This is a genomic window from Nitrospirillum iridis (assembly GCF_014205765.1).
Classification (GTDB): domain Bacteria; phylum Pseudomonadota; class Alphaproteobacteria; order Azospirillales; family Azospirillaceae; genus Nitrospirillum; species Nitrospirillum iridis.
The window spans coordinates 32,979-57,469 of the sequence record NZ_JACIIZ010000015.1 but is presented as its reverse complement, the minus strand read 5'-3'; the positions used below and the strand labels follow the sequence as shown (position 1 = coordinate 57,469).

Genomic DNA, 24,491 nt, shown 5'->3' with positions numbered 1-24,491 from the left:
CCGCCAAGCGGGGGAGTGGCCTTGGCAGGGGCCTGCGGCCACTCCCCCGCTTGTTAACACAACACCCGCAGGTCGTTCCGGCGCCACGGGTCCCATGTTAACGGATCGGTTCCGGAAAGACCGGATTAGCCGCCCGACTATCCCCTCCGCCAGGGCGCTGAAGGGACTACCGCCGGGGCGGATAGCCCCCGAATAAGCCCGGCTGATGCCGCCCGATTATGTCAAATTAGAGAAGTTAGACCCTTTGGTGGTGGTAATAGGCAAATACGGTCCCGACCAGCCTAAGGCAAGTCCGGGTTATGCCCTGTGGGTGATCGACTTTTTCCCGCGATATTTCAGTGATCGGATGGGTCATTACTGGCGTACCGATCCCGCAAATCCACGTGGGGTGCCGACCCGGCGGAATAGGCCGCCGGGACACCCCTCCGGGAACGACACGGGTGGAACCCTTGGGCTGGTCCCTGAGGGCATTCCGCCGGCGGTCGAGGCCGGATCAGCCAAGATGGAGGGGGACATGGCGCACATCGATGATCCACAGACCCAAAAGGCGAATTTGTCCTTCATCAAGGCGTCGATGAAGGCGCCGCTGCTCAGCCGCGATCATGAGTTCGACCTGGCACGTCGCTGGCAGCAGAGCCGGGATGAGAAGGCCCTGCACGCGCTGGTGTCATCCCACACCCGCCTGGTCATCGCGGTGGCCAGCCGCTTCCGCAATTACGGCCTGCCGTTGGGCGATCTGGTGCAGGAGGGCAATCTGGGCCTGATGCAGGCCGCCAGCCGCTTCGAGCCGGAGCGGGAGGTGCGCTTCTCCACCTACGCCGCCTGGTGGATCCGTTCCACCATCCAGGAATTCGTGCTGCGCAACTGGTCCATCGTGCGCACCGGCACCACGGCGGGGCAGAAGTCGCTGTTCTTCAATCTGCGCCGCCTGCGCGCGCGCATCGACAACAACCCCTCCGCGACCTCCCTGTCCCTCGAAGGCCGCCGCCATGTGGCGCAGGAACTGGACGTGAGCGAGCATGAGGTGGAGACGATGGAAATCCGCCTGACCGCCACCGACCAGTCGCTGAACCATCCCTTGAGCGAGGAGGGGGGCGAGTGGCAGGACTTCCTGGCCGACGACGGCCCCTCGCCCGAGCAGATCGTCATCGGGCTGAAGGACGCCCGCAGCCGCACCGCCTGGCTGAGCGAGGCGCTGGACACCCTGTCGCCGCGCGAACGCACCATCATCGCCGCCCGCCGCCTGCGCGAGGACGGGGCGACGTTGGAGGAACTGGGCCATACCCTGGGCGTCAGCAAGGAACGGGTGCGCCAGTTGGAGCACCGCGCCATGGGCAAGCTGCGCCAGAGCATGCTGCGCCACGTAGGCCGCCCGGAAGAGCTGTTCGTGGATGCTTGATTGGGTTCGCCTCAGGCGCCGGCAGGCCCATCCGGGCCTTTGGCTTGTCCTCGTCTTGCAGTCCGCTGACGCTCCCCGCAAAACTCCGGCGGACGCGGTCGCGTCCTAGTCGCTACGCTCCACCCCCGGGGCATCGCCGTTGTGCGTGACCCGGGGGGTTCGTTCAGTCTCTCAAATCGCCTTCAGCGCCTCCACCAACGTGCCCATGTCCTCCGGCGTGGTGCTGAAGCCGGGGGTGACGCGCAGGCAGGCGCCGCCGGCGAGACCGGTGCGCATCACGGTGAAGAGGCCGTGCTTTTCCAGCAACTGGGCGGCCAGCGCGGTGTTGGCCGACGGCGTCGTCTGGCCCTTCACTCGGAAGGACGTCATGCCGGCGCACAGGCGCGGGTCATCGGGGGTCAGCACCTCGATCTTGCCCATGTCCCGGGCCGGCAGGGCCCACAGGTCGCGCAAATGGCGCAGGCGGGCGCCGCAGACGCTGGAGCCCAGGGCGTTGTGGAAATCCAGGGCGTCCACCGCCGCCATCTGCGCCGCGAAGTTGGCCATGCCGGTGTGCACCCGGCCGAGGATGGGATCACGCTCCGACGGTTCCTCGCCCATGAAGGGCTCGATATCGGCGATGCGGGCCTTGGCGATATAGAGCGCACCCACGCCCAGGGGGGCGCCGATCCATTTGTGCAGGTTGAAGACGGCGAAATCCACGCCGTCGCCGTGCAGGTCCACCAGCCCCTGTCCCCAGGCCTGGGCGCTGTCCACCACCACGTCCACACCCCGGCCGCGGGCCAGGGCCACGATCTCCCGCACCGGCTGGCGCAGGCCATCGCGGTGGCTGAGATGGGTCAGCAGCATCAGCCGGACGTTGGGATGGGCCGCCAGCGCCTGGTCATAGGCGTCGATCAGCCCCTGGTAAGTCGCGGGATATGGCAGGTCGACGCTGATGACGGTGACGCCCCGGCGGCGTTCCAGCCACGACAGGGCCATGCGGGCGCTGTCATAGTCATGGTCGCTCATCAGCACGGCGTCGCCGGGCCGCAGGCGGGCATAGCCGCCGATGACCGCCTGCAGCGACTCGGTGGCGTTGCGGGTGATGACGATCTCGCCGGGATCGGCCTGAACCATGGCGGCGATACGCTGGCGCAGGGCCTGGTAATACCCCACGAAATCCCGGCGCACGAAGGTGGCGCCCTCCTGGTTCACCTTGGCGGTGTAGCGCTCATAGGCAGCCTGCACCGCCAACGGCATCTGGCCGAAGGCGCCGAATTCCAGGTTGATGACGCCGCTGGACAGGCGGGTGGGATAGGCCGCCGCGATGGCCTGCCAGCCGGCTTCGTCCTCCGGACCCGGCGGCGCGGCGCCGGGGGCCAAGGGACTGGGCAAGGGGCCGGGCCGGGCCGCCACCGGCAGGGTGGAACCGGCCAGCAAGCCGCTGGCGCCACCGGCCAGGGCCGCCCGCAACAGGGTGCGTCGTCGCATGAACCATAACTCCTTGGGATGGCTCTCCCAGGGTGCCGCCCCCGCAGGGGCGCACCCCGAACAATCATCATGGATCAAAAGGCGGCGTTGAAGCGGACATAGTAGCGGCCGCCATAGGTGTCGTACGGCGCGTTGCGCGAATATTCGATGCCGCGGCTGGCCTGGTAGATGGCCTTGGCCGGATAGGTGTCGAAGACGTTCTCGCCCGCCACCCGGACCGACAGGTTCTCATTGATGTGATAGGTCACGGACACGTCATAGAAGGTGATGCCGCCGAAGGTCTGGAAGATGTCACCGGTGGAATTGCCGGTCGAGTCGGTCCAGCCGCCATAGTACCGGGCGCGAACCTGGTATTCGAAGGGATCGCTCACGTAGGTGACGCTGCCCGTGACGTTGTTCTTGGGCAGGCCCTTTTCATACAGGATCTTCTGCGTGGCGCTGGCGCTGAGGCTGCCGCCGGTCACCTCGGTCAGATTGTGGTTATAGGCCAGCTTCAGGTCCACCCGGTCGCTCTCGAACACCGGCCGGGTGTAGTCGACCACCACGTCCAGGCCCCGGGTGCGGGTGTCGAAGTCGTTGGTGTACCAGTAGACGGAGGTGTAGTTGTTCGCCCCCGCCACGCCCTGCACCACCAGCAGGGCCTTTTGCGCCGCCGTCAACGTGATGGTGGAGGAACTGGAGAAGCGGTTGGCGATGTCGATCTGATAAGCGTCGACCGACCCCGACAGGCCAATATCGGTGCGCCAGACGCCCCCGACGCTATAGTTCTTCGATGTCTCCGGCCGCAGGGGCTTGGCGCCCAGGGCCACGGCCAAGGGGTTTTCCGGCGACAGGCGGCCACTGGTGAACAGTTGCAGGGTGGTGGTGTCCAGCCCCTGCGACGTGCTGAGCGAGTTCAGCTGCCCCGGCGTCGGCGCGTGGAAACCGGTGGAGTAGGAGGCGCGCAGGGCCAGGTCCGGCGTGATCTCATACCGGGTGGAGCCCTTGTAGGTCATCTTGTCGCCGAAGCCGGAGTAGGTCTCATACCGGCCGGCCGCCCCCACGGTCCAATCCGGGGTCAGTTTGGCCTCAAGGTCCAGGTATCCCGCGTAGCTGGTCTGATACCATGAGCCGGCCTGCTGGTCGCTGAAGCCGGGGAAGCCATTGGCGCCCGACGCCAGGCCATAGGCGGCGCCGGGCCCCACCTCGTAAGACGCCTTGTCCCCCGCCTCGACGGTATACATCTCCAGCCGGCGCTCGGCGCCGAAGGCGATGTTCAGCGGCTCTGGCAGGGCGCCGACATCCAGGCGGTAGACCCCGTCCAGGTTCAGGTTGAATTCATCCTGCCGCTGGGTGCCGAGATAAAAGTTGGTCGGGCTGTTGGGGCCCAGCGACGCGTTGATGGAATTGTAGAGGAAAAAGCGGCTTTCATTTTCACCGTAGGAACCGCTGGCATCCCAGTCGAAGTTATCGCCGACATGGCCACGGGCGCCCCACGCCGCCTGGTAGTCGGTGTATTTGATGCCCTCATGCGGAGTAAAGCCGTTGGGGTAGAGCGACTTCAGGTCCCAGCCCGGGAAAACCTTGGGCGCCAACCCATAGACGCTGGAATTGCTGGTGGCGCTGGGAAGACGCCAGTTGATGTCGTTCAGGCCATCGCCGGTGGCGATGGTCATGAAGCCATAGAGCTCCACGGCGCCGACCGGCAGCAGCCCGTCCACCGCGTAATGGTAGCTGGTCTCATCCGGCCGGCCCCAGCGTTGCACCGGATTGGCGATGCTGAGCGAGGGGTTGGCCGCCTGGAAGGCGGCGGCGTCGGTCCGCTGGTGGGTGCGCGAGGTCAGCGTGCCGTCCGACCATTCGGCCGTGGCCACCAGATGGCCGCCGTCGCCCAGCTCAGTCCCTGCCCGCAAGCCGCCGTTCCAGGTGGTGCCGTCGCCGGCGTAATACTGCGAGCCCTGCATGTAGCCGTAGACGCCGGGGCGGTCGTCCAGCTGGATATTGATGACGCCGGCGATGGCGTCGGACCCATACTGGGCCGAGGCGCCATCGCGCAACACCTCCACCCTGCCGATGGCGAAGTCGGGGATCTGCGCCAGGTCCGCGCCCTGGGCGCCCCGCTGGCCCAAGTAGGCGGTGCGATGGAAGCGCTTGCCGTTGATCAGGACCAGGGTCTGGTCCGGCGACAGGCCGCGCAGATGCGCCGGGCGGATGAACTGCCCCCCGTCGGAGCTGGGCAGCTTCTGCACGTTGAAGCCCGGGATCACCTGCGTCAGGTTTTCCAGCAGCTGGTTGGAAGCGCCGTCCTGCAGATCCTTGGCCGACAGCACGTCCACCGGCGTCATGGTGGTGAACTGGGTGCGGCCGCGATCGCGGGTGCCGGTGACGATCATCTCGCTGAGCGCGTCGTTATCGGCGTAGGCCACCTGGACACCTGCGGCCGACGGCGCCGTCTGGGCCTTGCGCACCGGCGTGGTGGCGGCGGCGGGCGTGGGCGCCAGCTTCAGCACCACGGTGTGGCCATCGTCCGAGGCCACCACCAGGGGCGTGCCCTTCAGCAGGCGGAGAAGCGCCTGGTGACGGTCCAGATCACCCGCCAGGGCCGCGGTGACGATGCCATCCAGTTGGTCGGTTGGGGCCAGGATCTGGATGCCGGCCTGCTGGGCGAACAGCGGGATGGAGCGGACGGCGGGCTGCGCCGCCAGGTCGAAATGCGCGCTTTGCGCCCAGGCCGGAACCGCCCACCCCATCAACGCCGTACCGCACAGAGCAATGAAACTGCCATATTTCTTAATCATTGTATCTTTCCCCCAACGATGATTGGCGACTTGGCGCTGTACTGCCGGCCCATCGCACTTGTTCACATTCATGATGAGGGAGAGATCCGGCGGATCATCTTTCCGCCACTACGTCATTTAAGTTTAACAACCAGCGGCGACCTGAGGCGAACCCCAGCGCTTAGACTCAATCATAAAGAATGATGGCGTCACCCTCTTCTTTATACTTGGCACTGAAACTGACGGCCACGGCGTGGGCGAAGCCCGCGATGTCGGTGGCGTCGAAGAGGCCGGAGATGCGGCGCTGGGCCAGGCGCTCGCTGGCCAGCACGATGCGCCGGCGGGAATAGCGGGCGAACTGCGCCCCGGCCTGGGCCAGGGTCTCATCGGCGAAGGCCAGCCGCCCCTCCCGCCACATCAACGCCCGGTCCAGGGCACCGGGCGCCACCGTCTCGAAACTGACCAGGGTGCCATGCCCCCGTCCGCCGGGGCGGATGGAGACCTCCTGCCCAGCGGTGACCAGCACGGCGTCCTGTCCGCCGGCGCGCAGGGTCCAGTCTCGGCCGGTCACGCGGCCCAGCGTCTCCGCCAGGGCCGATGGCGCCCCCTCCACCGCGACCTGGCCCGACAGGACCGCCACCGTCATGGCGCCGTCGCCATTCAGGCGGGCGCAGCACGCGCCGCCCGCCGTCGCCAGCTGGGCCAGCGGCCCGCGCACGACGAAAGCCCGATCGGATCCCAGCGCCACGTCAAAGAACGCCTCCCCCCGGTCCAGATACACCAGGCGGCGGCCAGCGGTGTAGACCACGGTCACGGACGAGTCGGTGTTGAGGGTCAGGGTCGACCCATCCTCCAGCGGGATGTGACGCACCTCGCCCAATGCCGACCGGTAGATCTGCCGGGCCGCGGGCTGGCGCACACCGGCGCCCAGCACCGCCAATCCGGCCACGCCGGCGGCGGCGGCCAGCAGGCGCCGCCGGCTATGGAGCGGCCCGGGCTGGGACGGCCCGGGCTGGGGTGGGAGGTCGGGGGCGACCAAGGCGGGGGAGACCGCGTCCTGCCGGCTCAGCAGCAGGGCGCGGGCACGGGCCATCGCGCCCAGGTGACGGGGATCAGCCGCCAGCCAGGCGTCCAGCCGCGCCCGTTCGTCGGCGGTCAGGGCGCGCGCGTCCATCCGTGCCGCCCAGGCGGCGGCGGCCAGGTCAACCGCCCCGGCCTTCTGTCTTGCGCCCACGCTCATCCGGTCCTTCACTCGAGGCGGTCCTTCACGGGGATCCGCGCTGCCCCCGGCCAAAGCGCTCCACCAGCAGCTTCAGACCCCGGGCGATATGTTTTTCGACCGTGTTTTCCGACAGCCGCATGCGCCGCGCGATCTCCTGCTGCGGCAGGCCTTCAACCCGGCGCATGACGAAGGCGCGGCGGGTCTGACGCGGCAGGTCGGCGATGGCGTCCTGGATCAGGCGCAGTTCCTGGCGCGCCGACGTCACCTCCTCCGGCGAGGGGGCGTCCACCACCGCCTCCAGCGCCGACAGGTCGGCCACGGCGGCGATGGGCACCACGCGCGACTGGCGCATCTGCCGCAGCACCACCGAATAGGCGGTCTGGAAGGCGTAGGCGCGGGGGTTCTCGATCCCGGCCACGCAGGCCTTGGCCGCCAGGATGGCGTAGGTTTCCTGGACCACGTCGTCGGCGTCGAAGCCCAGGAAGGACTTGGACCGCAGCCAGGCGCGCAGGCCATGCTCATGGGGCAGGACATGCGCCGCCAGCCACCGCGCCCTGTCGTCGCCGAAGCGGGCGTCGCCGAAAGGGGCGGGCGGCGGGCCGTCCTGCGGCCGGGAGATCGCGTCGTGTCGTTCGGGCACGGGGGCCGCCATCCACTCTTCATCTAGGGCCGCCTCGGGGTGGGGCGGCGCCGGGATACTAGGGGGTGGATGCGGCGGCGGGGGGCTTTCCCCCATACGTCATAAAAACTTTATACCGGCTGGGGCGTGGTCACATCCGGGCAGCGGGGCACCGGGCAGTGGGGCTCGACCCTCGGTTCCCCCACCGTCTCCCCGACGGGACCGACCGGGTCGCGGGGGCCGTGCACGCCATCGGCCAACTGCCAGACGCGCACCTGGCCGGTACGGCCGCGCAGGCTGAACTCGCCCACGTCGGTCATGGGCACGCCGCAATCGCCAGCGGCGTCCACCGTGTCGGCGCTGGCCAGCACGATGCAGGCGGCGGCCGGATCGGCCAAATCGGCGCCCAGCGCCTCCAGCCGGGCGGCGGCGTTCACCGTGTCGCCCACGATGGTGTAGTTGATGCGGCTGGCGGTGCCGATGTTGCCCACGACCACCGGGCCGGAATGGATACCGACGCGCAGGCAGATGGCGGGCCGCCCCTGGGCCACCGCCTCGTCATGGCTTTCCCGGATGCAGTGGTCGATGGCGGCGGCGGCCCGGAGCGCCCGGGCGGCATGGTCGGCCTGATCGTCGGGGGCGCCCCAGAAGGCCATGACGGCGTCACCGATGAACTTGTCCACCGTGCCGCCCTCCGCCTCGATACAGGCGGACAGCAGGGTGAAGTGCTCGTTCAGCAGCGAGGCGGTCTGCGCCGGCGTCATGTTCTGGGCCAGCGTGCTGAACCCCTTGATGTCGGTGAACATGACGGTGACGTCGCGTTCCTCCGACAGGATGGAGCCGGCATGGTCGCCCCGGCGGATGAGGCGCAGCACCAGGGCCTTGGGCACATAGGATTCGAACCAGCGCAGCCCGGTGAGCATGGTGTTGAAGGCCGCGGCCGCGTCCGACAGTTCGCGCAGGCGGCTGTCGGGCAGATAGGGCACGGCGTGGAAGTCGAGATCCCGCAGCGAGGTGGCGGCCTGCGACAGGCCTCGGATCTGCCGGCTGATGGTCTTGCCCAGGATAAGGCTGAGGGCCACCGACACCAGCAGGATGGCGACGCCGCCCAGGCCGAACCAGCGCACGCGGCGGATTTCCTGGTCCACCTCGCGCTGCGGCAGGGCCATGACCAGGGTCCAGTTCTGGGCGCCATAACCGCTAAGGTCGCGCAGCAGATAGACATAGTCGACGTCGCCCACGCTGGCCTGGCGGAAATCCAGGTCGCGGAGTTTGCCGCCCAAGGCATCGCTGGCACTACCCCGGCCCGGGGGCTGGCGCTGCCAGATGCCGGCGGCCACGGGGTCGCCCAGGTCGGACAGGGTGGGAAGCGGCGGGGTGCGGCCAGCCAAGCTGAACGTGCGGCCGATCAGGGCCGGGTGGGCCAGCACGTGCTGGGCATCGAACAGGATGAAGGCGGTGACGCCCTGGCTGCTGTCCAGCTCACCCAGAAAGCCCGACAGGTCGGCGAAACTGACGCCCACCAGCACGGCTCCGAGGAAGCGGCCATCGCGCGACCACACCGGCGCCCGGACGGTGAGGAAGCTGGTCTCCTGCTCCTCCGACCAGACGGGGTCCACCCAGCGGGCGATGCGCGCCGCCTTCATCTCCTGCATCAGGAGATCGCTGTTGGGCGGCGGCGGCATGGTCATTATTTCGGCGTCCGTGGGCCCGGTACGGCGGGCCACGGTCCATGTGCCGTCGGCGGCCAGGAAGCTGACCGCCGTGATCTGGGGCGACGCCGCCAGGGCGGAGCGCAAGTTCTGACCCAGGCGCGCCCTGTCGGCGGTGTCGATCTCCCCCCGCTGCATGGAAGCCACCAGGAATTCCGCCTGATATTGGGCGGGATCCAACTGGGCGCGCACCCGCACCGTCATCCCGTCCATCGCCAGGATGACCTTGTCGGTCAGCAGCGCCGCCGTATTGCGGGTAGAGGTGCTGAAACCCAGGATCAGAACGCTGGCCACCGCAACCAGAACCAGCGTGCCGAACCCCAGCAGCAGCGCGGTGGCGATGGATACGCGCACGGCGGACCGCCGGATGGGACATCCCCCCGCCGGCCTTTCCAGGGCCTGTGTCGTTTCACTCATGACGGCACGGTAGCTGCCGGGCGGCCCGGCGGCAACAGCGGCATCGGGGCAGGTGCCTCCGTGCCGGACATGGGGCGAATTCCAAGAGAGCATATTGCATTATGCAACAACGCCCGTCTCGCGCCCCGTTACCGCATTACGCATTACTTAATGCAATTGTCCACTCGCGCGCCCGAAGAGGATGATCAGCGGAATTCGCGGAAAGCCTGGGGCTTCATCCCGAAATTAATTAACACAACGAACTACTTGCCGCTGGCCCCCCCCTTGCATTGAGGGGGGTGTCTTGCAGAGCAACACCCACAAGGGGACCGCAGACGATGGAACCGACGGAATTGTGCCTCATCAAAGTTTCTGGCTTCGCGTCCTTGGCCTCCTAGGGTCGGACCCGACGACCCGGACAGGCAGAAACACCAGACGCCCCATCAACGGCATACGCGGCCGTGCCATCAATCGGTTCTGGCAGAACGCGTAAACTTTCAGCGGCGCGGATCCTGGTGGTCCGCGCCGTTTTTTCTTTGCCCGGCCTTCCTTTGCCCAGCTTTCCTTTGCGGCGGTGCTGCCGTATCGTCGTCGCGCGCCGGTTGCCGGAACCTACCCACGATGCACGTTTGGCGAATCGCCCTGCTGGCGCTGTCGGCGCTGTTGCTTCTAGCCCCGCCCGCCAGCGCCCGGGCGCACAGCCCGCATCGCGAGCGCCGTGCCAAGACCTTTCACGGCCTCACCCCCGCCGGCAGCGGCGTGGTCATCGGCGTGCTCAGCGGCGACACGGTCAGCCTGCGCGACGGCCGGGTGGTGCGCCTGGCGGGCATCCTGGCGCCCCGGCTGCCGCGCGGCGGGCGGGCCCAGGACGGCGAAGCCGGCCGCACCCCGTGGCCACTGGCGGAAGACTCGCGGGCGGCGCTGGAGGCCCTGGTCCTGAACCGTACCGTCAGCCTGATGCTGGGCGGCGCCGACCATGACCGGTATGGCCGCGTGCTGGCCCACCTGGTGGTGCGCGACGGCCGGCGGCCCGTGTGGGTGCAGGACATGCTGCTGCGCCGGGGGTGGGTGGAATTGGCGCCCCATCCCGACGCGCCCAAGGGCCTGGCGGCCCTGCGCCGGGCGGAAAGCTACGCCCGCGCCCATGGGGTGGGGCTGTGGGCCGACGGCTTCTACGCCGTGGGCGATCCCGACACCGCCTTTCGGGCCCAGGGGCGTTACGCCATCATCACCGGCCGGGTGCTGGAGGCGGCCGAGGCGCGCGACCGCGTCTACTTGAACTTCGGCGCCGACCGCCGCACCGATTTCACGGTGGAGATCGACCGCCGTGACCTGGCCGCCTTCCGCGCCCGGCATCTGGACCCGCTGGACCTGAGGGATCGCGCCATCGAGGTGCGGGGCTGGGTCGAGGACCACAACGGCCCCATGATCCGCGTCACCCACCCCGACCAGATCGTCACCACCGATGGCCGCTGGCCCCGTCGACGGCCGGCGCGCGCCACCGCGCAGGAAGAGGGCGCCTCTCCGCAGACATCACCGGGGGAGCCCTGAGCCAGCCCCGGCACCCGCGTCCTGCCCCCGTGCCACCGCCAAGCCCATCTGCAGGCTGCGGCCGATACGGGTGCTGACCTCCGCCAGGCGGGCGGCGGCGTCGGGCGTGAACAGGCTCCGCGCGGTGTCGTCGAACAGGGCCAGCCAACGGCGAAAATGGTCGGGGCCGATGGCGGGCAAGCCGGCATGCACCACCATGGGCCGGCCCTCATAGCGGGCGGTTGACAACAGGACGGACGACCAGAAGTCCACGATGCGGGCGCGGTGGCGCGCCCAGGCCTCCTCGGTCGTGCCGACCGCGCCGTGGAAAATGGGGCCCAACAGGTCGTCCTGGCGCACGCGGTCATAGAAGACCCGCACCAGAACGGCCAGCGACTCCTCGCTGAAGAGGGCAAAGGGCTGTGTCATCCCTGTAAAAGCTCCCGCGAAACAGGTTAGGGCAAACGTCCCGGGGCCGGTTGGGTTTGCGCTGGGGGCGGGCCTTGGCCTACACTTCGCCCCCTATTCGAGCAATCTGGTGTACCGACCCATGGCGCGCGGCGATCTTTTCCCATCCCTGGAACCCTACCGGACGGGCACGCTGGCCGTCAGCGGCCTGCATACCATCTATTGGGAGGAAGCCGGCAATCCGTATGGCGCGCCTGTGGTGTTCCTGCATGGCGGCCCCGGGGCCGGCGCCTCGCCCACCCACCGCCGTTTCTTCGACCCCCGGCACTACCGTATCGTCATCCTGGACCAGCGCGGCGCCGGCCGGTCCACGCCCCTGGGCGAGATTCGAGAGAATGGCATCCCCGACCTCATTTCGGATCTGGAACAGTTGCGGTCGATGCTGGAAATCGATCGCTGGCTGGTGTTCGGCGGCTCCTGGGGCTCCACCCTGGCGCTGGCCTATGCCCAAGCCCATCCGGAACGGGTGAAGGGCCTGGTGCTGCGCGGCATCTTCCTGATGCGCCAGCAGGAGATCGACTGGTTCCTGTATGACATGCGCACCTTCTTCCCCGAGGCCTGGTCCACCTTCGTGACCCATATCCCGGTGAATGAGCGCGGCGACCTGCTGGAAGCCTACTACCGCCGCCTGACCTCCGCCGACCCGCAGACCCGCATGGCCGCCGCCCGGGTGTGGAGCGTCTATGAGGGCGCCTGCTCCACCCTGCTGCCCAGCCCGGAACTGGTGTCGGCCTCCGGCGAGGACAACCACGCCCTGGGCCTGGCGCGGATGGAGGCGCACTACTTCCGCAACAACAAGCTGACACCGGAATCGGCCCTGCTGGAAAACGTCGACCGCATCCGGCACATCCCGGCCATCATCGTCCAGGGGCGCTATGACGTGGTGTGCCCCATCCGCACGGCGGATGAACTGCACCGCGCCTGGCCGGAGGCCGACTACATCGTCGTGCCCGACGCCGGCCACAGCGCCATGGAGCCGGGGATCCGCTCCGCCCTGGTGCAGGCGACGGAGCGGTTCAAGACTTTGTGATTTCCTGAGGCGCCGGCAGGCCCATCCGGGCCTTTGGCTGTCCTCGATTTCCGGTCCGCTGACGCTCCCCGGAAATCTCCGGCGGACGCAGTCGCATCCTATGGGAAACTGGCTGACGCAGCCGCGTCCTATGGGAGAATGCGCCTGGGCGCGCCGACGGGGGCGCCTAGGCGCTGCGCCGCAGCCCCTTGATGCCCTGGCGCAGCCGCGTCCAGGGCCGCTCGTTCGGCGTGAGGTCGATGCCGACCTCGGTTACCCGCTCCTCGTCCATGGAGGCGACGATCAACGCCACCTCGCCCACCTTCAGGCGCACGCCGACGGAGGCGCGGCGGCCCAGGCGGCGGGCCAGATGCTCGCCGATGGCCACCTCCCCCACGTCCGGCGCCTCGAAACCGTAGAGGCCCGCCACCGTGGCGAGCGGCGTTTCACCCTTGACCTGGAAGTCGCCCAGGCCGGCGGCGCGTCGGCCCTGGTCGCGCCGGCCGAACAAGCGTTCCATGGCGGCCAGCGCCGCCGGCTCGCCCAGCACCAGCACGGCGTCGCCGGGGTAGAGCACGCGCACCTCCTCCGGGGCCACGGGATGGCCCTCGCGGATCATGGCCAGCACGCGCACCGATTCCGGCACCACCAGCCGGCCCAGGCCGCGCACCGCCGCCTCGCTTTCCGGCGCCACGGTCAGCATGGCCAGCTGCTGCGGCCCATCCACCGGCAGGTCGATGTCGGCGCGGCTGGGCGGCTCGGGATCGGCCGGGATCTCCACGTCCAGCAGGCGCGCCGCCGGGCCGATCGTCCACCCCTGGGCCAGCAGGGACAGCAGGACCACGGCGAAGGCGATGCCGAAATAGGTCTCCGCCCCCGGCAATCCCGCCAGCACCGGCAGCAAGCCTAAGAAGATGGGTACCGCCCCGCGCAACCCGACCCAGGAGATGAACAGCCGTTCGTTCCAGGCGAAGCCGAAGAAGGACAGGCAGAGGGTGACGGCCAGGGGCCGGGCCACCACCATCAGCGCCACGGCGACGACCATGGCGGGCAGCGCCACCCGCACCAGCGTGTCGGGCGAGACCAGCACGCCCAGCATGAGGAACAGGGAGATCTGGCTGAGCCAGGCCAGGCCGTCGTGGAAGCGCTCGATGATCTGCCGCGCCTTGACCCGGCGGTTGCCGACGATGAAGCCGGCGAGATAGACGGCCAGGAATCCCGAGGCGCCGATGGTCTGGGTGGCGCCGAAGATGAACAGGGTGCCGGCCAGGGCCAGGATGGGGTAGAGGCCGGCCGACAGCTCCAGCCGGTTGATGATGGCGGCCAGGGCGAAGCCGCCGGCCACGCCGATGATGCCGCCGCCGCCCATCTCCATCGCGAACTGGCCCAGTTGGGCCCAGCCGAAACCCGCCCCCTGGACCGCATGGATGGACAGCAGGGTCAGGAAGACGGCCATCGGATCGTTCAGGCCCGACTCCACCTCCAGGAGCGCGGAAACGCGGGGGCGCAGGCGCAAGCCGCGCTGGTGCAGCAGCAGGAAGACGGCCGCGGCGTCGGTGGACGCGACAATGGAGCCGATGAGGAACCCTTGCGCCCAGCCCACGCCCAACAGCCAGCGCGCCACCACGCAGGTGACACCCGCCGTGACCAGCACGCCGGCGGTGGAGAGGCTGAGCGCCGGCCACCGCGCCAGCTTGAAAACGGCTTTGGGCGTGCGCAAACCGCCATCGAACAGGATGACGGCGATGGCGATGGACCCCACCAGCGAGGCCAGGCGGTAGTCGTTGAACTGGAAGTTGGCGACCTTGTCGACAGCGATGCCCAGGGCCAGGAACACCAGCAGCAGGGGCGCCCCGATGCGCGAGGAGGCGCGTCCGGCCAGGATGGCCAGCAGCAGAAGCGACCCGATGGCGAGGATGATGGTGTCAACCGGATGCACGTGCCGTCTTCTCCCCCCGGGAATGGCCGCCGCCCGCGCCCCACCCCCATGCCGTTACCTTGTGGGCTGAGGCTTACCTCAGGCCCAAGCCCTTGGACTAGCTGTCCGTTGGGCCAGCGTCCCTTGCGGAGTCCCATCCGCCGGCCACCCGCCCCTTCTCGCCGCTTATTGTGTCCGGGATGCGGCGCGGGGCTGGAAATTTTTTGAAGACTTTTCGCGCATGGGAGGTCGGCTCAGAAGGCCGTGTCCACCGCCAGGTGATGGACGTCCAATCCCCAGCCTGCCGCCATGTCGGCCGCCACCCGGGAACGGTGGCAGATATGCGGGTCATGTTCCAGGCACAAGAGGCAGGCGGGCCCCTGGTTGAGCGCGGTCGCCGCCGCCACGCCCAGTTCATACTGCGCCTCCGGCCGGGCCAGCGCCTGATCAACGATGGACCAGAACAGCGGCTGGTCGCCGGCGCGGCCGGCCAGCCGCCCCTCCTTGGGCGTGCCCAGCGCCTTCAGGTGCAGGTACGCGATGCCGGCCTGGCGCAAGGCCGCCGACAGCGGCCCCTTGGAAAAGCCGGCCCGGCGCGACAGCGGCAGCTCGCGCACGTCGATCAGGGTCCGCACCCCCGCCCGCACCAACCGCTCCACCAACGCCGGCTGGCCCGCCTTCTCATACCCTATGGTGTAGAGTTCGGGCATGGGCGGGCGCGTCCTTGTCACGGGGGCGGGGATATGGGGCTGGGGTCGTGTGGGCCCATTGCTTCAGAAGTGGGCCCCAGCCCTGTGTCCGGCAAGGGGCGGATGTGCCTGGAATTGAGTCGTTCCGCCACGCTCCGCCCTTGCAAGACCGCCCCGCCCCGTGTACAAACCGCGCTTCATTTGGGCGGCGAGGCCGGACCGAAGGGTCCAGGGCATGCCCACCCGCTCATCTGAATTCCACCGCCGTCCCCAGGGGCGTTCCCCAGGGGCGGCTATTCTTTCGTGAGGAACCAAAATGCCCAAGCTGAAGAATCACAGCGGGACGAAGAAGCGGTTCAAGCTGACCGCCTCCGGTCTCGTTCGCGCCCAGGCCGCCGGCAAGCGCCACGGCATGCGCAAGCGTCCGCAGAAGATGAAGCGGAACGCCCGCGGTATGATGACCCTGTCCAAGCAGGACGGTATCATCATCACCAAGAATTTCATTCGGGTACCGTAAGGAGGGCTGATCCATGGCTCGCGTTAAGCGGGGCGTGACCACCCACGCCCGTCACAAGAAGATCCTGAAGCTGGCCAAGGGCTACCGGGGTCGTTCCAATAACTGCTTCCGTATCGCGATCGAGAAGGTCGAGAAGGCGCTGCGTTACGCCTACCGCGACCGTCGCGCCAAGAAGCGTAACTTCCGCGCCTTGTGGATCCAGCGCATCAACGCCGGTGCCCGCATCCACGGCCTGACCTACAGCCAGTTCATGCACGGCCTGAAGCGCGCCGCCATCGACGTTGACCGCAAGGTCCTCGCCGACATCGCCGCGCGCGAGCCGGAGACGTTTAAGGTCCTGGTCGATCAAGCCCAGGCCGCTCTCAAGGCCGCTTGATCCTACCCGGATCAACGGTACTGATAAGAAGGGGAGCAGGCCCGGCGGGCCCGCTCCCCTTTTTTTGTTTTTATTCCCTCGGACGCCGGGCGCAGCGGTGCGCGCTCCGGCGGCCCCTTTTCCCTGTAAGCGAGGGGTCGCGTCCTGCGGCGGCACGGGTCAAAGCCTCCTGCCGTTGATAGTATCCCCCCAAGTTCGCCCCATTGCCCCCTAAAGACGGATCGTTGCGATGAACATCCTCGACAGCCTGAAGGCCGACCTGCTGGCCGCCGCTGCCGCCGCCCCCGACCTGGCCGCCCTGGAAGAGGTGCGGGTGGACGCCCTGGGCAAGAAGGGCCGCGTCACCGGCCTGATGAAGGACATGGGATCGCTGACGCCGGATGAGCGGCGGGAACGCGGCCAGGCCCTGAACGCGGTGAAGGAAGAGATCTCCCAGGCGCTGGACGCCCGCCGCCAGGTGTTGAAGGCCGAAGCGCTGGCCCAGCGGCTGGAGGCGGAGCGCATCGACGTCAGCCTGCCGGCCCGCCCCGAGACCGAGGGTCGCGTCCACCCCATCAGCCAGACGGTGGAAGAGATGATCGCCATCTTCGCCGACATGGGCTTCACCGTGGCGGAAGGGCCGGACATCGAGACCGACTTCAACAACTTCACCGCGCTGAACATCCCGCCGGAGCATCCGGCCCGCCAGATGCACGACACCTTCTACCTGCCCAACGGGCCGGACGAGGGGACGCGCGTGCTGCGCACCCACACCAGCCCGGTGCAGATCCGCACCATGCTGGCGGGCCAGCCGCCCATCCGCATCATCGCCCCGGGCCGCACCTACCGGTCGGACTATGACCAGACCCACACCCCCATGTTCCACCAGATCGAAGGCCTGGTGATCGGCGAGAACATCCACATGGGCCACCTGAAGGGCACGCTGCTGGAATTCTGCCGCGCCTTCTTCCAGGTGGACGACCTGCCGCTGCGCTTCCGTCCCAGCTTCTTCCCCTTCACCGAACCGTCGGCGGAGGTGGACATCGGCTGCTCACGCAAGGGCGGCGAGCTGAAGCTGGGCAATTACGGCGATTGGCTGGAGATCCTGGGCTGCGGCATGGTGCACCCCAAGGTGCTGGAGAATTGCGGCATCGACAGCACCCGCTGGCAAGGCTTCGCCTTCGGCATGGGCATCGAGCGCGTGGCGATGCTGAAATACGGCATTCCGGATCTGCGCACCTTCTTCGAGGCCGACCTGCGCTGGCTGAAGCACTACGGCTTCGTGCCGCTGGACGTGCCCAGCCTGGCGCAAGGCCTTACCCGCTAAAGAACCCCATACGACGCAAGAGCGGCAGCCGACCGGACGGTCCGGCGCCCCACCCGAAAGACGGCAGGTAGCGATGAAGTTCACCCTTTCCTGGCTGAAGCAGCACCTAGAAACCGACGCCCCGCTGGACGTCATCACCGACAAGCTGACAGCCCTCGGCCTGGAGGTCGAGGGCGTGGAGGACACCGGCAAGGCGCTGGCCCCCTTCGTCATCGCCAAGGTGCTGTCGGCGGAGAAGCACCCCAACGCCGACAAGCTGCGTGTCGCCATGGTCGACACCGGCGCGGGCGAGCCCGTCCAGGTGGTGTGCGGCGCCCCCAATTGCCGCGCCGGCATCACCGTCGTGTTCGCCAGCCCGGGCGCCGTCATCCCGGCCACGGGCGACACCCTGAAGGTCGGCGCCATCCGTGGCGTGGAAAGCCGGGGCATGCTGTGCTCCGAACGGGAACTGAACCTGTCGGAGGAGCACAACGGCATCATCGAGCTGCCGGAGGACGCCCCCGTCGGCACCGGCTTCGCCGCCTGGCGCAAGCTGGACGACGCCGTCATCGAGATCTCGCTGACGCCCGACCGGGTGGACTGCGCCGGGGTTCACGGCATCGCCCGCGACCTCGCCGCCGCTGGCGTCGGCACCCTGAAGCCCCTTGACACCACGCCCGTGCCCGGCGCCTTCCCGGCCCCGGTCAAGGTGGTCCTGGAAACCGCCGCCTGCCCGCAATTCGCCGCCCGCGTGGTGCGCGGCGTGCGCAACGGCCCCAGCCCGCAATGGCTGCAGGACAAGCTGACCGCCGTGGGCCTGCGCCCCATCTCGGCATTGGTCGACATCACCAACCTGATGACCCTGGACCAGGTGCGCCCCCTGCACGTCTTCGACGCCGCCAAGGTCCAGGGCGACCTGACGGTGCGCGAGAGCCGGCCCGGCGAGACCCTGCTGGCGCTGAACGGCAAGGAATACACCCTGCCCGCCGGCCTCACCGTCATCGCCGACGCCTCAGGCGCCGTGCTGTCCCTGGGCGGCGTCATGGGGGGAGAGACCACCGGCGTGTCGGAGACCACGACCGAGCTCATCATCGAAGCGGCGCTGTTCGAGCCCGCGAAGGTGGCCGAGACCGGCCGCGCCCTGCAGATCGACAGCGACGCCCGCTATCGCTTCGAGCGTGGGGTGGATCCGGCCTCGGTCGTCAGCGGCATCGAGCAGGCCACCCGCCTGGTGCTGGACCTCTGCGGTGGTGAGGCGGGCGAGGTCTTCGTGGCCGGGGCCGAACCCGCCTGGAAGCGCCCCCTGACGCTGCGTCCCGCCCGCGTCGCCAACCTGGGCGGCGTGGACGTGCCCGAGCCGGATCAGGTGCGCATCCTGGCCGCCCTGGGCTTCGACGTCGCCCAGAAGGACGGCCTGATCCACGCGACGCCGCCGTCATGGCGCGCCGACGTGCATGCCGAGGCGGACCTGGTGGAGGAGGTGCTGCGCATCCACGGCTTCGACGCCATCCCCACCACCAGCCTGCCGCGCGACGAGGGCCTGCCCAAGGTGGCCGTCACGGCCAAGCAGCGCCGCACCGCCACCGTGCGCCGCCTGCTGGCCGGCCGCGGCATGCTGGAGGCCATCACCTGGTCGTTCCTGGCGCCGGAGACGGCCAAGCTGTTCGGCGGCGCGCCGGACGAGCTGGCCCTGCTGAACCCCATCAGCGCTGATCTCGCCATCATGCGCCCGTCGGTGCTGGCCAACCTGGCCGCCGCCGTCGGCCGCAACGCCGCACGGGGTTATCCCGACCTGGCGCTGTTCGAGGTTGGCCCCGCCTTCCGCGACGGCACGGAAAAGGGCCAGGACCTGGTGGCCGCCGGCGTGCGTGCCGGCCTGGCCGTCGCCCGCCATTGGGCCAAGGGCACCCGCCCCGTCGACGCCTTTGACGCCAAGGCCGACGCCATCGCGGCGCTGGAGGCGGCCGGCGCACCAACGGCCAACCTGGTCGTCTCCACCGACGCGCCCGGCTGGTACCACCCGGGCCGCTCCGGCTGCCTGCGGCTGGGTCCCACCGTGCTGGCCCACTTCGGCGAGCTGCACCCGGCGGTGCTGGAGGCCCTGGACCTGACCGGGCCGCTGGTGGCGTTCGAGGTCTTTCTGGACGTGATCCCGCAACCGAAGAAGAAGGGCGGGACGGAGAAACCGAAGCTGGAGCTGTCGGCTTTCCAGCCCATCAGCCGCGACTTCGCCTTCGTGGTGGGCAAGGATGTGGAGGCGGACCGTCTGGTCCGCGCCGCCAAGGGTGCCGACAAGGCGCTGATCACCGGCGTGCAGCTGTTCGACGTCTATCAGGGGCCCGGAGTCGACGCCGGCTTCAAGTCGGTCGCCCTGTCGGTCACCCTGCAACCGGTGGACAAAACCCTGACGGACGCGGAAATCGAAGCCGCAGCCGCCAAAGTCGTCGCCGCCGTCACCAAGGCGACCGGCGCGGTGTTGCGCGGCTGACACAGAGCTTTCACGGTTGCAGTAGGCGCCCCTTGGCTTTCGGGGGCGCCTTTCTTTTTTAACCAATTTATTGTGTATCAGGCCCTTGTTTAGGCCCTTGCCGGTGCCCTTTGCCCACCCTTAACTATCTTTTCAAAGATAAAAGGGAGAGACTGACGCTAGTCTGGCGTCGTACTCCAGGGAGGAGAGGGCCGCATGAAGTTTTTCCGGAATCTGCCCATCATCCAGAAGCTGCTGCTGCCCCTGATCCTGATGGGTCTGGTGACGCTGGGCACCTCTCTCTACACCCTGTCGCAGATGAACACGGGTGCCGCGCAGTACCAGCATCTGCTGCGCGGCGAGGCGGAAGCCCTGAAGGCCATCGACCGGGCCAACGGTGCCGCCGCCAACATCGGCCGCATCAGCTACATGATGCTGGCCGAGACCGACAAATTCATCATCGACAGCATGAAGGATGAGATTGGGCAGCAGGCCGGCGACCTGGCCAAATATCTGGACGCGGTGGCCCGCCTGAACCCGGGCACCAAGGACGACCTGGCCATGGCCCGGGATGAGTTCAAGGGCATGATGAAGTTCGCGGAGGAAGCGCGCGAACAGATGGCGGCCGGCAACACCAAGGCCGGTGCCGCCACCCTGACCGACCAATTCGACATCAAGTTGTCCAAGCTGCTGGACCGGCTGACCGCCATCACCAAGGCGGTGGATGAGAACCTGGGCAAGGGCGAGCTTGCCGCCAAGGCCCGCAATGAGCGGACATATTGGGTGACGCTGGCCGGCGGCCTGTCGGGGGGCGTGGTGGTGATGGCGCTGGCCCTGTGGATCGCCTGGGCCAGCGTGTCCCGCCCGCTGAAACGCATCGTCGACAGCATGACGGCGCTGGCCGACGGCGACCAGACGGTGGAGGTGAAGGCCACCGAGCGCAAGGACGAGATCGGCGCCACGGTGCGGGCCCTGCGCATCTTCCAGCGTACCATGGTGGAGGCCGACACGCTGCGCCATGAGCAGGAGACGATGAAGGCCCAAGCCCAGGCCGAGCGTCAGGCCGCCCTGGCCCGCCTGGCGGACGAGTTCGAGGCCGCCATGAACCAGGTGGTGGAGGGGGTGGCGGGCGCCGCCGACCGCATGCAAGGCAACGCCAAGGGCCTGTCCGCCATCGCGGAGCAGACCAACCACCAGACGCTGGCGGTCGCGGGTGCCGCGGAGGCGGCGGCCGGCAACGTCAACACCGTCGCGGCGGCGGCCGAAGAACTGTCGGCCAGCATCCAGGAAATCGGCCGGCGGGTGGAGGAATCATCCACCATCGCCCAGAACGCCGTGGTGGAAGCGGAGCGCAGCAACCACACGGTCAGCGGATTGGTGGAGGCGGCGCGCAAGATCGGCGACGTGGTGCGCCTGATCAGCGACATCGCCAGCCAGACCAACCTGCTGGCGCTGAACGCCACCATCGAGGCCGCACGGGCGGGGGAGGCCGGCAAGGGCTTCGCCGTCGTGGCCAGCGAGGTGAAGACCCTGGCGACCCAGACCGCCAAGGCGACGGAGGAGATCAGCGCCCAGATCGGTGAAATCCAATCCGTGGCGGGCAATGCCGCCGGCGCCATCCACGGCGTCAGCGGCACCATCGGCCGCATCAGCGACATCGTCACCACCATCGCCGCGGCGGTGGAGCAGCAGGGGGCCGCCACCAACGAGATCGCCAGCAGCGTGGCGCAAGCCGCCGCCGGCACCTCCGACGTGTCCAGCACGATTGGTGAGGTGACGCGCGCCGCCAGCGAGACGGGCACCATGGCCGTCGACGTGCTGCATGCCGCCCAGGATCTGGTCAGCCAGTCCGACCATTTGCGCCACCAGGTGGCCGGCTTCCTGGCCAAGGTGCGGGCGGGTTGAGGTCAGGGCCCGCCCCCGGGCAAGTGTCCCGTGAGCGCCCCTGGCCTTCGCCGCCCACGGACCGGATAGCGTCATAAGCACGCCCACACATGAACGCCCCGCCATCCCTGCGGTTGCGCGGGAACGCCGGGCATCCTATGGTCGCGCTCAGTTTTCCCAGACCGGCCCGTCATGACCGACCTTTCCCACATCCGCAATTTCTCCATCATCGCCCATATCGACCATGGCAAGTCGACCCTGGCCGATCGCCTGATCCAGTATTGCGGCGGCCTGGAAGCGCGCGAGATGCGCGAACAGGTGCTCGACAGCATGGATATCGAGCGCGAGCGCGGCATCACCATCAAGGCGCAGACCGTGCGCCTGACCTATAACGCGGACGACGGCCGGACCTATCAGCTGAACCTGATGGACACCCCCGGCCATGTCGACTTCGCCTATGAGGTCTCGCGGTCGCTGGCGGCCTGCGAAGGTTCGCTGCTGGTGGTCGACGCCTCGCAGGGGGTGGAGGCGCAGACGCTGGCCAACGTCTACCAGGCCATCGACCACAACCATGAGATCGTCCCGGTCCTGAACAAGATCGATCTGCCGGCGGCCGAACCCGACCGCATCAAGCAGCAGATCGAGGACGTCATCGGGCTGGACGCCAGCAACGCCGTCATGATCTCGGCCAAGACCGGCCTGAACATCAAGGACGTGCTGGAGGCCATCGTCGCCCGCCTGCCGCCGCCCAAGGGCGAGCTGGACGCGCCGCTGAAGGCCCTGGTGGTCGACAGCTGGTACGACCCCTACCTGGGCGTGGTCATCCTGGTGCGCGTCGTCGATGGCGAGCTGAAGGTGGGCCAGAAGATCCGCATGATGGCCTCGGGCGCCACGAAGGAAGCCGACCGCGTCGGCCACTTCACGCCCAAGGCTGTGCAGTCCGGGCGCCTGGGGCCAGGGGAGATGGGCTTCATCACCGCCGGCATCAAGGACATCCGCGAGACCAAGGTCGGCGACACCATCACCGATGAGCGCCGCCCGGCCAGCGCGCCGCTGGAAGGCTTCAAGCCATCCGTGCCGGTGGTGTTCTGCGGCCTGTTCCCCACCGACGCCGCGGAGTTCGAGCACCTGCGCGAAAGCCTGGGCAAGCTTGCCCTGAACGACGCCAGCTTCCAGTTCGAGGCGGAAACGTCGGCGGCGCTGGGCTTCGGCTTCCGCTGCGGCTTCCTGGGCCTGTTGCACCTGGAGATCATCCAGGAGCGGCTGGAGCGTGAGTTCAACCTGGACCTCATCACCACCGCGCCCAGCGTCATCTACAAGATCCACATGACCGACAAGTCGGTCATGGACATGCACAACCCGGCCGACATGCCGGACCCCATCCGCATCGACCACATCGATGAGCCCTGGATTCGCGCCACCATCATGCTGCCCGACGAGTATCTGGGCGGCATCCTGGCGCTGTGCACCGAGCGGCGCGGCCAGCAGATCGACCTGACCTATGTCGGCGGCCGCGCCATGCTGGTCTACAAGCTGCCGCTGAACGAAGTGGTGTTCGACTTCTATGACCGGCTGAAGTCGATCAGCCGGGGTTACGCCAGCTTCGACTACCAGATGGACGGGTACGAGACCGGCGACCTGGTCAAGATGTCCATCCTGGTGAACGCGGAGCCGGTGGACGCCCTGTCCACCATCGTCCACCGCAGCCAGGCCGAACATCGCGGCCGCCTGCTGTGCGAGCGGCTGAAGGAACTGATCCCCCGCCAGCTGTTCAAGATCGCCGTGCAGGCCGCCATCGGCAGCCGCGTCATCGCCCGCGAGACCATCAGCGCCATGCGCAAGGACGTGCTGGCCAAGTGCTACGGCGGCGATATCAGCCGCAAGCGCAAGCTGCTGGACAAGCAGAAGGAAGGCAAAAAGCGCATGCGGCAGTTCGGCGAGGTCGAAATCCCGCAGAGCGCCTTCATCGCCGCCCTGAAGATGGGTGACGGCTGACCCTCAGCCGTTTCGCGCTTCTCCCGAGTACCGCACCGGCCGCCCCCACAAGGGGCGGCCGGTGCGCGTTTCAGGACTGGTCGTCGAACGGATCGGGTGCGTACCGCTCAAAGTCCATGGCATCGTGAAGGATACGCACAATGCCGACCACGCCAGGTTCCAGCCGATAGAGCAACAGGGGGCGGGGTTTGAGAACGGATTGGCCGTCCACGCTGGCCCTTCGCCGACTGTACCGCAGGTGGTACGTCCGCCCCCGCAAGTCCAGCCGCTCCAGGCTGCCGAACCGATGGGGATCGGCAGCGACATCGCGAATGGCCTGGAGTATCAGCGCCTCATATCGGCGGCGGGCGGCGGGCGGCGGTGCCGAAATCCTGGTCCGATTGGATCAAGATAGCCCGAATATCCGCTCGGGCGAGGGCGGCGATCCGATAGCGCGGCATGGGTCGTCAACGCAGTCTGTTGGCTTCCCTGCCCAGCGCGGATATGTACTCCTCCAGGTCCTCCTCCCGGACTTCATCAAAACGGCCCTCATCCAAGTCGCGGTGACCAATCGCCGCCGCCTCCCGCAAGGCCTTCAGCTTGGCGGCATGGTGTTCCTCGTTGCGCTCGATGAGCCGCAACCCCTCGCGCAGGACCTCGCTGGCATTCTGATAGCGGCCAGACCGCACCAGCTCTTCAATGACCCGTTCGTGATGATCGGTCAGAACCACGTTCCGTGTCGGCATTGGCACCTCCTGTCATCGGCCCGGAGCCTGGAGCTTAAACCTGATTGGCAT

At 68.2% G+C, this 24,491-nt stretch carries 19 protein-coding genes; 9 read left to right on the top strand and 10 right to left on the bottom strand.

Features of this window, described 5'->3' with window-relative positions; translation table 11 throughout:
• Positions 1–514: 514 nt before the first annotated feature.
• Positions 515–1,399 (top strand): RNA polymerase factor sigma-32, encoded by an 885-nt coding sequence (locus tag FHS74_RS23080; protein ID WP_184805918.1) that lies wholly within the window; start codon positions 515–517, stop codon positions 1,397–1,399.
• A 171-nt stretch (positions 1,400–1,570) separates the two neighbouring features.
• On the opposite strand, the gene FHS74_RS23075 is transcribed toward FHS74_RS23080, so the two are convergent.
• The 5 genes from FHS74_RS23075 to FHS74_RS31200 form a co-directional block, all read right to left on the bottom strand.
• Entirely contained in the window at positions 1,571–2,872 is a 1,302-nt protein-coding gene (locus tag FHS74_RS23075) for an aminotransferase class V-fold PLP-dependent enzyme (protein ID WP_184805915.1), read from the bottom strand.
• A 74-nt stretch (positions 2,873–2,946) separates the two neighbouring features.
• A complete protein-coding gene (locus tag FHS74_RS23070; RefSeq protein WP_184805911.1) occupies positions 2,947–5,649 on the bottom strand; it encodes a TonB-dependent receptor in 2,703 nt (900 codons plus the stop codon).
• A 166-nt stretch (positions 5,650–5,815) separates the two neighbouring features.
• On the bottom strand, positions 5,816–6,868 hold the full coding sequence (locus FHS74_RS23065) for a FecR family protein (RefSeq protein ID WP_184805909.1): 1,053 nt from the start codon (positions 6,866–6,868) through the stop codon (positions 5,816–5,818).
• Positions 6,869–6,893: 25 nt separating this feature from the next.
• Positions 6,894–7,490: a sigma-70 family RNA polymerase sigma factor gene (locus tag FHS74_RS23060; RefSeq protein WP_211106496.1), complete on the bottom strand. Its 597-nt coding sequence runs from the start codon at positions 7,488–7,490 to the stop codon at positions 6,894–6,896.
• A gap of 110 nt (positions 7,491–7,600) precedes the next feature.
• Positions 7,601–9,535, bottom strand: a complete 1,935-nt coding sequence (locus FHS74_RS31200) for an adenylate/guanylate cyclase domain-containing protein (protein WP_184805902.1) — start codon at positions 9,533–9,535, stop codon at positions 7,601–7,603.
• Between the two features lie 663 nt (positions 9,536–10,198).
• Here FHS74_RS31200 and FHS74_RS23050 point away from each other — a divergent pair.
• Positions 10,199–11,128, top strand: a complete 930-nt coding sequence (locus FHS74_RS23050) for a thermonuclease family protein (RefSeq protein WP_184805898.1) — start codon at positions 10,199–10,201, stop codon at positions 11,126–11,128.
• Here FHS74_RS23050 and FHS74_RS23045 read toward each other — a convergent pair.
• Entirely contained in the window at positions 11,111–11,536 is a 426-nt protein-coding gene (locus FHS74_RS23045; RefSeq protein ID WP_184805895.1) for a group III truncated hemoglobin, read from the bottom strand. The two genes, FHS74_RS23050 and FHS74_RS23045, sit on opposite strands and share 18 nt — an antisense overlap.
• A 121-nt stretch (positions 11,537–11,657) precedes the next feature.
• Between FHS74_RS23045 and pip the strand changes: the two genes are divergently transcribed.
• Positions 11,658–12,605 carry a prolyl aminopeptidase gene (gene pip, locus FHS74_RS23040; protein WP_184805892.1) on the top strand — a complete coding sequence of 316 codons (948 nt, stop codon included), beginning with the start codon at positions 11,658–11,660 and terminating at the stop codon, positions 12,603–12,605.
• A 166-nt stretch (positions 12,606–12,771) separates the two neighbouring features.
• Here the strand turns inward: pip and FHS74_RS23035 are convergent, their stop codons facing one another.
• Together FHS74_RS23035 and FHS74_RS23030 are read right to left on the bottom strand one after the other, a co-directional pair.
• Positions 12,772–14,523: a potassium/proton antiporter gene (locus FHS74_RS23035; RefSeq protein ID WP_184805889.1), complete on the bottom strand. Its 1,752-nt coding sequence runs from the start codon at positions 14,521–14,523 to the stop codon at positions 12,772–12,774.
• A 233-nt stretch (positions 14,524–14,756) separates the two neighbouring features.
• A complete protein-coding gene (locus FHS74_RS23030) occupies positions 14,757–15,212 on the bottom strand; it encodes a DUF488 domain-containing protein (protein WP_184805886.1) in 456 nt (151 codons plus the stop codon).
• A 295-nt stretch (positions 15,213–15,507) separates the two neighbouring features.
• On the opposite strand from FHS74_RS23030, the gene rpmI reads away from it, so the two are divergent.
• From rpmI to lepA, 6 genes are all read left to right on the top strand, one after another.
• Positions 15,508–15,708 carry a 50S ribosomal protein L35 gene (rpmI, locus tag FHS74_RS23025; protein WP_004271784.1) on the top strand — a complete coding sequence of 67 codons (201 nt, stop codon included), beginning with the start codon at positions 15,508–15,510 and terminating at the stop codon, positions 15,706–15,708.
• Between the two features lie 13 nt (positions 15,709–15,721).
• Positions 15,722–16,084, top strand: coding sequence for a 50S ribosomal protein L20 (gene rplT / locus FHS74_RS23020; protein ID WP_184805883.1), 363 nt, complete (start codon positions 15,722–15,724; stop codon positions 16,082–16,084).
• A gap of 229 nt (positions 16,085–16,313) precedes the next feature.
• Positions 16,314–17,390, top strand: coding sequence for a phenylalanine--tRNA ligase subunit alpha (gene pheS, locus FHS74_RS23015; protein WP_184805880.1), 1,077 nt, complete (start codon positions 16,314–16,316; stop codon positions 17,388–17,390).
• Positions 17,391–17,463: 73 nt separating this feature from the next.
• Positions 17,464–19,857 carry a phenylalanine--tRNA ligase subunit beta gene (gene pheT / locus FHS74_RS23010; RefSeq protein ID WP_184805876.1) on the top strand — a complete coding sequence of 798 codons (2,394 nt, stop codon included), beginning with the start codon at positions 17,464–17,466 and terminating at the stop codon, positions 19,855–19,857.
• A 195-nt stretch (positions 19,858–20,052) separates the two neighbouring features.
• Entirely contained in the window at positions 20,053–21,741 is a 1,689-nt protein-coding gene (locus tag FHS74_RS23005; protein WP_184805873.1) for a methyl-accepting chemotaxis protein, read from the top strand.
• 171 nt (positions 21,742–21,912) lie between these two features.
• Positions 21,913–23,715, top strand: a complete 1,803-nt coding sequence (lepA, locus tag FHS74_RS23000; RefSeq protein WP_184805870.1) for a translation elongation factor 4 — start codon at positions 21,913–21,915, stop codon at positions 23,713–23,715.
• Positions 23,716–23,785: 70 nt separating this feature from the next.
• Here the strand turns inward: lepA and FHS74_RS31345 are convergent, their stop codons facing one another.
• Both FHS74_RS31345 and FHS74_RS22990 read right to left on the bottom strand, forming a co-directional pair.
• Positions 23,786–24,085 (bottom strand): type II toxin-antitoxin system RelE/ParE family toxin, encoded by a 300-nt coding sequence (locus FHS74_RS31345; RefSeq protein ID WP_425491371.1) that lies wholly within the window; start codon positions 24,083–24,085, stop codon positions 23,786–23,788.
• A gap of 76 nt (positions 24,086–24,161) precedes the next feature.
• Positions 24,162–24,440 (bottom strand): type II toxin-antitoxin system ParD family antitoxin, encoded by a 279-nt coding sequence (locus FHS74_RS22990; protein ID WP_184805867.1) that lies wholly within the window; start codon positions 24,438–24,440, stop codon positions 24,162–24,164.
• Between the last annotated feature and the right edge of the window lie 51 nt (positions 24,441–24,491).

What these genes read in the sequence shown, in the direction of transcription:
- FHS74_RS23005 (WP_184805873.1), top strand. Translation starts at nt 20,053, where the DNA reads ATGAAGTTTTTCCGGAATCTGCCCATCATCCAGAAGCTGCTGCTGCCC.
- FHS74_RS23050 (WP_184805898.1), top strand. Translation starts at nt 10,199, where the DNA reads ATGCACGTTTGGCGAATCGCCCTGCTGGCGCTGTCGGCGCTGTTGCTT.
- FHS74_RS23080 (WP_184805918.1), top strand. Translation starts at nt 515, where the DNA reads ATGGCGCACATCGATGATCCACAGACCCAAAAGGCGAATTTGTCCTTC.
- rplT (WP_184805883.1), top strand. Translation starts at nt 15,722, where the DNA reads ATGGCTCGCGTTAAGCGGGGCGTGACCACCCACGCCCGTCACAAGAAG.
- FHS74_RS23045 (WP_184805895.1), bottom strand. Translation starts at nt 11,536, where the DNA reads ATGACACAGCCCTTTGCCCTCTTCAGCGAGGAGTCGCTGGCCGTTCTG.
- FHS74_RS23070 (WP_184805911.1), bottom strand. Translation starts at nt 5,649, where the DNA reads ATGATTAAGAAATATGGCAGTTTCATTGCTCTGTGCGGTACGGCGTTG.
- pheS (WP_184805880.1), top strand. Translation starts at nt 16,314, where the DNA reads ATGAACATCCTCGACAGCCTGAAGGCCGACCTGCTGGCCGCCGCTGCC.
- FHS74_RS22990 (WP_184805867.1), bottom strand. Translation starts at nt 24,440, where the DNA reads ATGCCGACACGGAACGTGGTTCTGACCGATCATCACGAACGGGTCATT.
- pheT (WP_184805876.1), top strand. Translation starts at nt 17,464, where the DNA reads ATGAAGTTCACCCTTTCCTGGCTGAAGCAGCACCTAGAAACCGACGCC.
- FHS74_RS23065 (WP_184805909.1), bottom strand. Translation starts at nt 6,868, where the DNA reads ATGAGCGTGGGCGCAAGACAGAAGGCCGGGGCGGTTGACCTGGCCGCC.
- FHS74_RS23075 (WP_184805915.1), bottom strand. Translation starts at nt 2,872, where the DNA reads ATGCGACGACGCACCCTGTTGCGGGCGGCCCTGGCCGGTGGCGCCAGC.
- pip (WP_184805892.1), top strand. Translation starts at nt 11,658, where the DNA reads ATGGCGCGCGGCGATCTTTTCCCATCCCTGGAACCCTACCGGACGGGC.
- rpmI (WP_004271784.1), top strand. Translation starts at nt 15,508, where the DNA reads ATGCCCAAGCTGAAGAATCACAGCGGGACGAAGAAGCGGTTCAAGCTG.
- FHS74_RS23030 (WP_184805886.1), bottom strand. Translation starts at nt 15,212, where the DNA reads ATGCCCGAACTCTACACCATAGGGTATGAGAAGGCGGGCCAGCCGGCG.
- lepA (WP_184805870.1), top strand. Translation starts at nt 21,913, where the DNA reads ATGACCGACCTTTCCCACATCCGCAATTTCTCCATCATCGCCCATATC.